Raw genomic sequence first — 11,029 nt, 5'->3', positions numbered from 1 at the left:
ACCATGAGTTCATTGTCTGTCGTATCCCCACAAACAAACACCGTTCGCCAGCGGGTCAGTGCCGAGGAATGGGAGGTGCGGGTCAAACTGGCGGCCGCCTATCGCCTGGCGGCATTGTTCCGCTGGACCGACCACATCTACACGCACTTTTCGGCGCGGGTGCCCGGGCCAGACGAGCACTTCCTGATCAACGCCTTTGGCTTGCTGTTCGATGAAATCACCGCCTCCAACCTGGTCAAGGTGGATGTCGACGGCACGATCATCGACGACCCACTTGGGCTAGGCATCAACCAGGCCGGTTACGTCATCCACAGCGCCATCCACCGCGCGCGGCACGACCTCAAAGCGGTGCTGCACACCCACACCCGCGACGGCGCCGCCGTGTCGGCCCAGCGGGATGGCCTGCTACCGATCTCCCAGCACGCGCTGGCCTACTACAGCCGGGTGGTTTACCACGACTACGAAGGCGTCGCCCTGGACCTGGACGAGCAACAGCGCCTGGTTGCCAACCTGGGTGACAGCAACATCCTGATCCTGCGCAACCACGGCCTGCTGACCGGCGGGGTCAGCGTCGAGCATGCGTTCCGCGAGCTGCATGGGCTGGAGCGGGCGTGCAACATCCAGGTGGCGGCGCAGGCCGGCGGCAATGACCAGTTGCTGCATGCGGCACCGGCGGCGATTGCCAAGGTGCACGAGCAGTCCAAACGGTTTTCCGACGGGCTTGGCGAAGGGATTCAGCGGCATTGGGATGCGCTGATCCGCCAATTGGACCGTGAGGGGCGTGACTACCAGGACTGACTGGCAGACCGCTGCTGCTTGGGCTGGCCTCTTCGCGGGCAAGCCCGCTCCCACATCCATCAGGTACACCGCAGTACCTGTAGGAGCGGGCTTGCCCGCGAAGAGGCCAGCCCCGGCAACCCAATTACATCAGAAGGAACGCCCCATGCCGCCACTCCCCCGTGCCCGCCACTTGCTTAGCACCTGCGCCCTGGTGCTGGCCCTCGCCGGCTGCTCCCCCGCCACCGAGGACACCAGCAAAACCCTCAACATCGCTTTCTGGGGCGACAACACCACCCTGGTCAGCGTCGACCCCTTCCAGGTCTACTGGCTCGAACACCGTGTGCTGCTGCGCAATGTCGCCGAGTCCCTCACCGACCAGGACCCGGACAGCGGCCGCATCATCCCGTGGCTGGCAAAAAGCTGGGAAGTCAGCGATGACGCCCTCACCTACACCTTCCACCTGCGCCAGGACGTCAGCTTCAGCAACGGCGAGCGCTTCGACGCCCACGCCGTGAAAACGGCCTTTGACACCAACAAAGCCTTCGCCACGCAGTTGCCCGCCACCTTCGGCGCGACCTACCTCGCGGGCTACGACCACGCCGACGTGGTCGACGACTTCACCGTGCGCCTGGTGCTTGCCCGCCCCAATGCCGGTTTCCTGCAGGCCACCTCGACCACCAACCTGGCCATCCTGGCGCCCGCGTCCTACGCACTCAGCGCCCAAGAGCGTTCGCTGGGCAAGATCATCGGCACTGGCCCATTCGTACTTGAGCACTACACCCCGGAAGTCGGCGCACGCCTGGTGAAACGCCCTGACTACGCCTGGGCCTCGGCCAACGTGAAAAACCCCGGCGCGGCCCACCTGGATGCCGTGGACATCAGCTATATCCCCGAAGAAAGCGTGCGCAACGGCCTGTTCCTGCAGGGCAAGGCCGACATCCTCTGGCCGCGCAACCCCTTCTCCGAAGTCGACCTGAAGCTGTTCCAGGCCAAGGGTGCGACCATTCAGAGCCGCTCGCTGCCAGGCCCGGCGCTGAACCTTTACCCCAACACCCGCAACGACCGGCTGCTGGGTGATCGCCAGGTACGCCTGGCCTTGCAGAAAGCCATCGACCGTACCAGCTACGCCCACACCGTCTACAACGCCGAGTTCCCGGTGGTGTCCGGGGTTTATGACATCACCACCCCGTATTTCAAGGCCCAGGCCGACAAGCTCGCCTACGACCCACAAGGCGCAGAGCGCTTGCTCGACGCCGCCGGCTGGAGCAAGGGCGATGATGGCTATCGGCACAAGGATGGCAAGCGCCTGACCTTGCGCTACAACCTAACGCCGGCCGAAAGCGCTGGCGACGTGCTGATCCAGGACCAACTGCGCAAGGTGGGCATCGACCTCAAGCTCAATGTGCTGACCCGCGCCGAATGGGTCGCTGGCAATGCCTCGGGTAACTACGACCTCACCTCCACCTACATGACCCGCGCCGACCCGATCATCCTCCAGACCATCCTCGACCCGCGCGCCGCCAACAGTGCCACCCTCGCCACCAATACCTACGAGCCCCAGACCCTGACCCAGGCCCAGGCGCTGTTCGACGATGGCATTACCGCCACCCACGACGCTCAGCGTGCCCAGGCCTACGGCCAACTGCAGGACCTGCTCATCGACCAGGCCTCGGCGTTCCCGTTGTACGAGCGTGTCTGGCAGGCCGCCACCGCGCCCAGGGTCAAGGACTTCCGTTGGACCGCCGAGGGCTTTGCGTTCCTCAGCGATATCCAGGTCGCCCAGCCATGAACCGCTACCTGATCGGGCGCATCGGCCAGGCGCTGCTGGTGCTGTGGGGGGCCTACACCATTACCTACTTCATCCTCTACCTGCTGCCAGGGGACACCTTGGCGATCATGCTCAGCGCCTCGGGCATGGAGGCCGACGGCCTGTCACCCGAAGACCTGGCCAAGGCGCGCGCCTACTACGGGCTGGACCAGGGGATTTTCGAGCAGTACTTCGACTTGCTGTGGCGCGCGCTGCAAGGCGACCTGGGCCGTTCGCTGTCGCTGAACAGGCCGGTGACCGAGCTGCTGGCCGAGCGCCTGCCGCAGACCTTGTCACTGGCCGGCCTGGCCATCGTGCTGTCGTTGCTGGCGGGTATTGGCCTGGCCTACCTTACCGCGTACCTGCAATGGCGGCCGCTGAAGGTGGCGCTGTCGCGCGTGCCTTCACTGGGGTTCTCAGTGCCGGTGTTCTGGATGGGGCTGCTGCTGATTCAGGTCTTCGCCTTCGGCCTGGGCTGGTTCCCGGCCACCGGCAGCCAAGGCTTCGCCAGCCTGGTGCTGCCAGCCGTGACCCTGGCCATCCCCAGCGCCGCAGTCTATGCCCAGGTGCTGCAACGCGGTTTCCAAGGCGTGTGGCACGAGCCCTACATCGCCACGGCGTTCGCCAAGGGGCTGAGCCGTGCCCAGGTGCAGGCCCGGCACGCGCTGCGCAACGCGGCCCTGCCGATTCTTACCCTGGTGGGCCTGCAAGTGGGCAATACCGTGTCCGGCGCCGTGCTGGTCGAGACCATCTTCTCGCGCAACGGTGTCGGTCGGCTGGCCCAGGAAGCGGTGTTGCGCCAGGACATCCCGGTGGTGCTGGCGATCGTCGCGGTATCGGCAGCGGCCTTCGTGCTGGTCAACCTGATCGTCGACCTGCTCTACCCCTACCTTGACCCCCGCATCACGCATGCCACGAAGGTGACCTGACCATGACCACCGATACCCGCCCGTTCCGCGCCGCCGCACCCGCCACGCCCTGGAAGCGCCGCACCCGCGTGCAGCGCTTGGGCCGGGCAGTGGCGCCTTTGTTATCGCGCCCCGGTTTCGCCCTGGCGCTACTGGTGGTGCTGTATGCGCTGGCCGCCGCCGTGGTGCCGCAGTGGCTGACCCATTTCGACCCCTATGCCACCTCGCCTGCGGCCAAGCTGACCGCGCCCGGTGCCGCGCACTGGTTCGGTACCGACGAACTGGGCCGCGACTTGTATACCCGCGTGGTATACGGCGCCAGCCTGTCGGTGCAAGCAGCACTGCTGGCGGTGGGCATCGCCCTGGCCGGTGGCCTTGGTTTGGGTGTGTTGGCGGGGTTTGCCGGAGGGCGAGTCGACGCGGCGCTGATGCGTGTGATCGATGTGCTGCTGGCCCTGCCTGGTCTGCTGCTGGCTCTGGCGATTGTCACCGCCATCGGCTTCGGTACGGTGCCTGTGGCGATCGCCGTCGGCGTGGGCATCATCCCGGGCTTTGCCCGCACCACCCGCGCCGAGGTGCTGCGGGTCAAGACCTTGCCCTATGTCGAAGCCGCGCGCCTGGGGGGCGCCAGTTGGTGCCGCACCTTGCTGCGGCACATCCTGCCCAACGCCTGGGGGCCGGTCGCGGTGCTTGCCACGTTGGACTTCGGCGCCGCGATCCTGGCCACCGCCGGCCTGAGCTTCCTCGGCTTTGGCGCGGCGCCCCCGGCAGCAGAATGGGGCACGCTGATCGCCAACGGCCGCCACTTCCTCATCACTGCCCCGTGGGTGTCGCTGCTACCGGGCCTGTTCGTGGTCGCCGTGGTGTTCAGCCTCAACCATCTCGCCCGTACCTTCGAGGAGCACCATCGATGAGCCAACACCCCCTGATCGCCGTGCGCGACCTCAGCGTCAGCTACCACGCTGGCGGCCATACCACCCAGGCAGTCAAACACCTGTCGTTCTCCATGGCCCAGGGCGAGACCGTGGCCATCGTCGGTGAGTCCGGTTCGGGCAAGTCGACCTTGGCCAACGCGCTGCTTGGCTTGCTGCCGGGCACTGCCCGCGTCGATGGCGGCCAACTGTGGGTCGATGGCATCGACGTGGCGCACGCCAGCGAACGGCAGAAGCGCCACCTGCGCGGCCGTACCCTCGGCCTGGTACCCCAGGACCCGATGGTCAGCCTCAACCCGACACTGCGCGTTGGCCAGCAGATCGGCGAAGCACTGGCCCTGGCCCACGGCCGCCGTTACCGCAGCCTCGACGCCGATGTGCTGGCGCTGCTGGGCCAGGTCGGCCTGGACCAGCCGGCCCTGCGCGCCCGCCAATACCCGCACGAACTGTCGGGCGGCATGCGCCAACGGGTACTGATCGCCATTGCCCTGGCCGGCAACCCGCGCCTGATCATCGCTGACGAACCCACCAGCGCGCTGGACGTGACGGTGCAACGCAAGATCCTCGATCACCTGCAACGGCTGGTGGCCGAACGGGGCATCTCGCTGCTGATCATCACCCATGACCTGGGCGTGGCCACCGACCGCGCCGACCGCTTGCTGGTGATGAAACAGGGTGAACTGGTCGAGCAAGGCCCGCCTCGCCTCGTCGTTCAGGCACCACAGCACCCCTACACGCGTGACTTGCTTGCTGCAGCGCCCGCCTTTAGCCATCGCCGCCGACCACGGCCATTGACGCCAGGTACGCAACCGATCCTGAGCCTGGAGGGTATCGGCAAGACATTCGAGTTGCCGAAGACAAAGGGCCGGCACAACCGCTTCGTCGCCCTGCAGGGCCTCAGCCTGCAGGTGCACCCAGGCCAGACCTTGGCCATCGTCGGCGAGTCCGGCTCTGGCAAGAGCACCGCCCTGCGCATCGCGCTCGGCCTGGAGGCGCCCAGCCAAGGCCGCATTCTGTTCGACCAAGTGGACGTTACCGGCCTTGGCTGGCGTGCGTTTCGGCCCTTGCGCCGGCGCATGCAGTTGGTCCAGCAAAACCCGTTCGCGGCCCTTGACCCCCGTTTCACGGTGTTCGACAGCATCGTCGAGCCCCTGGTGTCGTTCGGCCTGCTCAAAGGCCCCGCGCTGGAACAGGCGGCCCGTGAGCTGATCGAACGCGTGCACCTGCCCGTCAGCTACCTGGACCGCCTGCCCCGCGAGCTGTCCGGTGGCCAGCGCCAGCGCGTGGCCATTGCCCGGGCATTGGCCCTGCAACCCGATCTGCTGTTGCTCGACGAGCCGGTCAGTGCACTGGATGTCTCGGTGCAGGCGCAGATCCTGGCGCTGCTGGATGAATTGCAACGCGAATTGGGGATCGCCTATGTGCTGGTGTCCCATGACCTGGCAGTGGTGGCGAGCATGGCGGACCACGTACTGGTGCTGCGCCAAGGGCAGGTGGTGGAGCAAGGTACGGTAGACGCGGTGTTCGATCGGCCAACGAGTGACTATACCCGTGAACTGATCGCGGCCATCCCTGGGCACAAAGCCGCCGCATAAGTCATGACACAATATTATTTATTTGCATTTAAATAAGATCAATAAATACCCTAAAAACATAATTAGCATAGAACCACAAAGCCTTTCACAACCTCACCCCATACCCGCTAAGGTCACTCCAGACCGACCCCATTCCTGGCGGAGGCCGTCCATCACGACCTCGCCAGGAGCCTTGCACGCATGACCCGTCCCTATCACCCACCCTGCTTCACCGGCGCCCCCGCGCGCGGTGACGCATGGCGGTATCGATTCCATTTGCAGCACAACCCACAGGTATTCCCATGAGCAAACGACAGATCCGCCTGGGCGCCATGATCCATGGCGTCGGCCACGGCTGGGGCGAATGGCGCCACCCTCAGGCGCTTGCCGATGCCAGCGTCAATTTTGGTTTCTACAAACAGCAGGCGAAGTTGGCCGAGGCAGCGAAGTTCGACTTCGCCTTCATCGCCGACAGCCTGCACATCCACGCCCGCTCCAGCCCTCACTACCTCAACCGTTTCGAGCCGCTGACCATCCTCTCGGCATTGGCTGCAGTGACCGAGCACATCGGCCTGGTGGCCACGGTCACCGTCAGCTACACCGAGCCGTTCCAGGTAGCGCGCCAGTTCGCCTCGCTGGACCTGATCAGCGGCGGGCGTGCCGGCTGGAACGTGGTCACTTCGTGGCTTTCCGGTACAGCCGACAATTTCGGCAAGGCCGAACACCCGCCCCATGCTGTGCGCTACAGAATCGCTCGCGAGCACGTGGATGTGGTCAAGGGGCTGTGGGACTCGTGGGAAGACGACGCCTTCACCCGTGACAAACAAAGCGGGCAATTCTTCGACCCGGCCAAGCTGCACACCTTGGGCCACCAGGGCGAGTTCTTCAAGGTCAAGGGCCCGCTGAACATCCAACGTTCACCGCAGGGCCAACCACTGATCTTCCAGGCGGGCGTGTCAGAAGAAGGTCGCAATTTCGCGGCACAGAACGCCGACGCCCTCTTCGTCAGCCCCGAGTCGTTCGACGACGCCCATGCCTATTACCAAGACCTCAAGCAACGCGCCTCACGCCATGGTCGCAACCCCGACGCGCTGTTCATCCTGCCCGGCATCCGCCCTATCGTTGGCCGTGACGCCGAGGAAGTCGAGCAGCGCTACCAGCAGGCCGTGGACCTGGTGAGCATCGAGGACGCACTGGTTGCCCTTGGCCGCCCGTTCAACGATTACGACTTCAGCCAGCATGACCTGGACGCGCCCTTCCCCGACCTCGGCACTTTAGGCAACGACAGCCACAAGGGCACCTCGGACCAGCTCAAACAACTGGCCCGCGACGAAGGCCTGACCCTGCGCGAATTGGCGCTGCGCTTCTCGCGCCCCCGCCGCGACTTCGTCGGCACCCCGGCACAGGTGGCCGATGCCCTGCAGCACTGGTTCGAACAGGGCGCCGCCGACGGTTTCATCATCAACGCGCTGCTCCCCGACGGCCTGCAGTCCTTCACCGAGCAGGTGGTGCCGCTGCTGCAGGCCCGTGGCCTGGTGCGCAGCGCGTACACCGGCACCACCCTGCGTGACAACTTCGGCCTCAGCGTGCCGGAAAACCGCAACACCCAGCGCCGCACCCAGCCGGCCGTTGCCTGAGCCCAACCCAACAAGGAGTTCTGTTCCATGAGCCTCGAATTCATTGGCCTCATCGGCCCCCAGGAAGGTAGCGAATCACAGGCACCACGCGGCCCGCTGGTCGACCTTGACTTCATCAAGGCATTTTCCCAAGCCCAGGAGTACGGCGGCTTCGACAAGGCGCTGCTGGCGGTCAACACCAGCGCACCCGACTCGCTGATCCTGGCCAGCTACGTCGCCGCACTGACCGAGCGCATCGGCCTGCTGGTCGCACACCGCCCGGGCTTTCAGGCCCCGACCTTCGCCGCTCGCCAGTTCGCCACCCTTGACCAGTTGAGCCGTGGTCGCGCCTCGATCAACGTCATCACCGGCGGCGACAGCGGCGACCTGCAGCGCGACGGCGACTTCCTCGACAAGGACGCCCGCTATGCCCGTACCGACGAGTACCTGCAGGTGCTGCGCGATACCTGGACCCGCACCGAACCGTTCGACCATAACGGCACGCACTACCGGGTCGAAGACAACCTGACCCTGGTCAAGCCCGTGCAGCAGCTGCCCATCTACTTCTCCGGTGCTTCGGATGCAGCCGTCGAAGTGGCCGCCAAGCATGCCGATGTGTACATGATGTGGGGCGAACCGCTGGAGCAGGTGCGCGAGCGTATTGCCAAGGTGCGCAAGGCTGCAGCCCGTTATGGGCGTGAAAAGCACATCCGCTTCAGCCTGTCGCTGCGGCCGATCCTGGGGGCTACCGAGGAGCAAGCCTGGGACCGTGCCGAGCGCATTCTGGCCGATGCCCAGACGCGCATCGGCATCCGCCAGGGCAACCGCCGCGAAAAGAACTTCGGCAAGAGCAACGCCGGCTCAGAGCGCCTGGTGCAGTTGGCCAGCCAGCGCAAGGTGCATGACACCCGGCTGTGGACCGAGATTGCCGCGTTGGGCGGCGGTGCGGGCAACTCGACGTCGCTGGTAGGGACGGCGGACCAGGTGGCTGAGGCCGCGCTGGCGTACTACGAACTGGGGGTTAGCACCTTCCTGTTCCGCGGGTTCGATCAGTTGCGCGATGCGGTGGAGTATGGCCAGGAACTGATTCCGCGGATTCGCGGTTTGGTGGCGCAGCGGGAGGCTGGGCGTAGCGCGCGGACGGCTTAGTACACCTTGATGCCTCTAATGCCGGTGAGACCGAGCGTCGCCGATCTCACCGGCCCTGCAACACCTCAGACATGCACCACAAATGGATTTGTGCAAACCGTCGGGCTGCGTCATGGGCCCGACTGACCTGCTGCACACATCCGAATCGCCCTTTCGGAGACCGTGACATGGGATTGTCCCGCAGAGACCTGATCACCCGCCTCGCCGCCCTCGGCGGCTATTCGGCAACCCTGGGTATGCTCGGGCAAAACGCCCTCGCAAGCACCTTCCAGCCCCTGCAACTGGCCACCAACGGCGGTAATGGCAAAACCGTGGTCATTGTCGGCGCCGGTATTTCCGGCCTGGTATCGGCCTATGAGCTGCGCAAGGCCGGTTTCAACGTGAAAGTCCTGGAGGCCCGCGAGCGCGTCGGTGGCCGGGTATGGACGCTGCGTAATGGCGACTCGATCGAGCACAACGACGGTTCCCGCCAAACCGTTGAATTCGACACGGGCCTGTTCTTCAACGCCGGTGCTGCACGCCTGCCCAGCCACCACCTGACCATCCTCGGCTATTGCCGCGAACTGGGCGTCGAACTGCAGGTGCTGGTCAACAGCAGCCGCAACGCACTCGCCCAACCAGACCTCAACCGACCACCGCTGCTGTTGCGCCAGGCCGTCAACGACACCCGCGGCCACTTCAGCGAGCTGCTGGCCCGCAGTGTCAGCCGCAACAGTCTCGACCAGGACCTCAGCGCCCCTCAGCGCAAGGCACTGCTGGACTTTCTGAAGGTCTATGGCGACCTGGACCCCCAGCAGCAGTACCGGGGCTCGGTACGCTCGGGCTACACCCGCTTCGCCGGTGCCGGCGACCAGACGCCCATACAGCGCCAGCCGCTGCCCCTGGACCAACTGTTGGACAGCAACCTGCTGTTGCCCCTGGTGTTCGACGAAATCCCCGAATTCTCTTCCACCATGTTCCAGCCGGTCGGTGGCATGGACCAGATCCCCAAGGCGTTCTATCGCAAGGTCAAGGACAGCGTGCAACTGGGCGCCGAAGTACTTAGCGTGCAGACCGGCGAGCAAGGCAGCCGTGTGGTTTGGCGCGACCGCAAGAACGGCCGGCAACACGTCGAAACTGCCGACTACGCCATCGTCACCCTGCCCTTGCCGCTGCTCGCGCGTCTGGACACCAACTTCAGCGCCGACTTCCGCAAGGCCATCGGCCTGGCCGAGGGTGACAAGGCCAACAAGGTGGCCTGGCAATCGCCGCGCTTCTGGGAGACTGACTTCCAGATTTACGGCGGCCTCTCCTACATCAACCACGAGGCTCGCACCCTGTGGTACCCCAGCGACCGGCTTAACAGCGAACAGGGCGTACTGGTCGCCACCTACAACACGGGCGAGGTCGCGCAACAGTTCGCCGGCAAAGGCTTGCAGGCGCAGATCGCCTCCTCGCGCCAGGCAGTCGAGTCACTGCACCCTGGCCACAGCCACAAACTCAGGCGCCCGCTGGCGGTGAACTGGTCGAAGATCCCGTTCAGCGAAAGCCCGTGGATCGTCCACGACGAAGTCGCCCAGCCCGGTTACGACATCCTCAACCAACCGCAAGGCCGCACCTGGCTCGCCAGTGATGCCCTGGCCCATGGCGGCGTTGGCATCTGGCAGAACAGCGCCGCCGAATCGGCGCGGCGTGTGGTCGGCCTCATCGCCCATCACGCCAGCCAAACCTCTCACGGCGTTGCGGCCTGAACCACACAAGGAACCCAGACCATGCCACGTCTTCTTCTGCTCGCCGGAGTACTCATGGCCCTGACCCTCAACGCCAAGGCCGAAGGCATCAAACGCATCGACCCGCCAGGCTCGAGCTTCCCCATCTCGCAACTGGTGACCGTGCCCGCTGGCAGCCACCTGACATTCGTCAGTGGCACCCTGCCGGACATCGCCGACCCGAACGCGACCAAGGGCAGCAGTGCCGCCTTCGGCAATACCGAGACCCAGACACGCTCGGTACTCAACAAGCTACGCACGGCCCTGCGCAGCCAAGCGCTGGACCTGGGCGACATCGTGCAACTGCGGGTGTTTCTGGTGGGCGACCCCGACAAAGGCGGCCACCTTGACTTCGATGGCCTGCAGGCGGCGTACACCGAGTTTTTCGCCACTGCCGAACAGCCGCGCAAACCAACCCGAACCGCGATCCAGGTCGTGGCCCTGCCATTGCCTGGTGCCCTGGTGGAAATCGAAGCGATCGCGGCCAAGGCGCCCTGAGTGCGCCATGCCGTCAG

At 65.3% G+C, this 11,029-nt stretch carries 9 protein-coding genes; all 9 read left to right on the top strand.

What is annotated here, in order from left to right:
* Positions 1-3 precede the first annotated feature (3 nt).
* The 9 genes from QOS90_RS13320 (at position 4) to QOS90_RS13280 (ending at position 11,012) form a co-directional block, all read left to right on the top strand.
* Positions 4-798: a class II aldolase/adducin family protein gene (locus tag QOS90_RS13320; protein ID WP_027593380.1), complete on the top strand. Its 795-nt coding sequence runs from the start codon at positions 4-6 to the stop codon at positions 796-798.
* A gap of 145 nt (positions 799-943) precedes the next feature.
* Positions 944-2,569: an ABC transporter substrate-binding protein gene (locus QOS90_RS13315; protein ID WP_085272922.1), complete on the top strand. Its 1,626-nt coding sequence runs from the start codon at positions 944-946 to the stop codon at positions 2,567-2,569.
* Complete coding sequence (locus QOS90_RS13310; RefSeq protein WP_027593382.1) at positions 2,566-3,516, top strand: ABC transporter permease; 951 nt, start codon at positions 2,566-2,568, stop codon at positions 3,514-3,516. Before QOS90_RS13315 ends, QOS90_RS13310 begins: the two co-directional genes overlap by 4 nt.
* Before the next feature lie 2 nt (positions 3,517-3,518).
* Positions 3,519-4,409, top strand: coding sequence for an ABC transporter permease (locus QOS90_RS13305; RefSeq protein ID WP_085272923.1), 891 nt, complete (start codon positions 3,519-3,521; stop codon positions 4,407-4,409).
* Positions 4,406-6,022 (top strand): dipeptide ABC transporter ATP-binding protein, encoded by a 1,617-nt coding sequence (locus QOS90_RS13300; protein WP_085272924.1) that lies wholly within the window; start codon positions 4,406-4,408, stop codon positions 6,020-6,022. The genes QOS90_RS13305 and QOS90_RS13300 overlap by 4 nt, the downstream gene beginning before the upstream one ends.
* Positions 6,023-6,303: 281 nt before the next feature.
* The gene (locus QOS90_RS13295; protein ID WP_085272925.1) at positions 6,304-7,638 is read left to right on the top strand and encodes an LLM class flavin-dependent oxidoreductase; all 1,335 of its coding nucleotides are present in this window, start codon (positions 6,304-6,306) and stop codon (positions 7,636-7,638) included.
* A gap of 27 nt (positions 7,639-7,665) precedes the next feature.
* The gene (locus QOS90_RS13290) at positions 7,666-8,766 is read left to right on the top strand and encodes an LLM class flavin-dependent oxidoreductase (RefSeq protein WP_027593386.1); all 1,101 of its coding nucleotides are present in this window, start codon (positions 7,666-7,668) and stop codon (positions 8,764-8,766) included.
* A 167-nt stretch (positions 8,767-8,933) separates the two neighbouring features.
* A complete protein-coding gene (locus QOS90_RS13285) occupies positions 8,934-10,496 on the top strand; it encodes a flavin monoamine oxidase family protein (protein ID WP_027593387.1) in 1,563 nt (520 codons plus the stop codon).
* 21 nt (positions 10,497-10,517) lie between these two features.
* The gene (locus tag QOS90_RS13280; protein ID WP_027593388.1) at positions 10,518-11,012 is read left to right on the top strand and encodes a RidA family protein; all 495 of its coding nucleotides are present in this window, start codon (positions 10,518-10,520) and stop codon (positions 11,010-11,012) included.
* The last annotated feature ends 17 nt before the right edge of the window (positions 11,013-11,029 follow it).

This window comes from Pseudomonas sp. LAIL14HWK12:I10 (assembly GCF_900184205.1).
GTDB lineage: Bacteria > Pseudomonadota > Gammaproteobacteria > Pseudomonadales > Pseudomonadaceae > Aquipseudomonas > Aquipseudomonas kermanshahensis.
The sequence above is the reverse complement of the archived record's forward strand: the minus strand, read 5'-3'. Positions and strand labels throughout refer to the sequence as shown.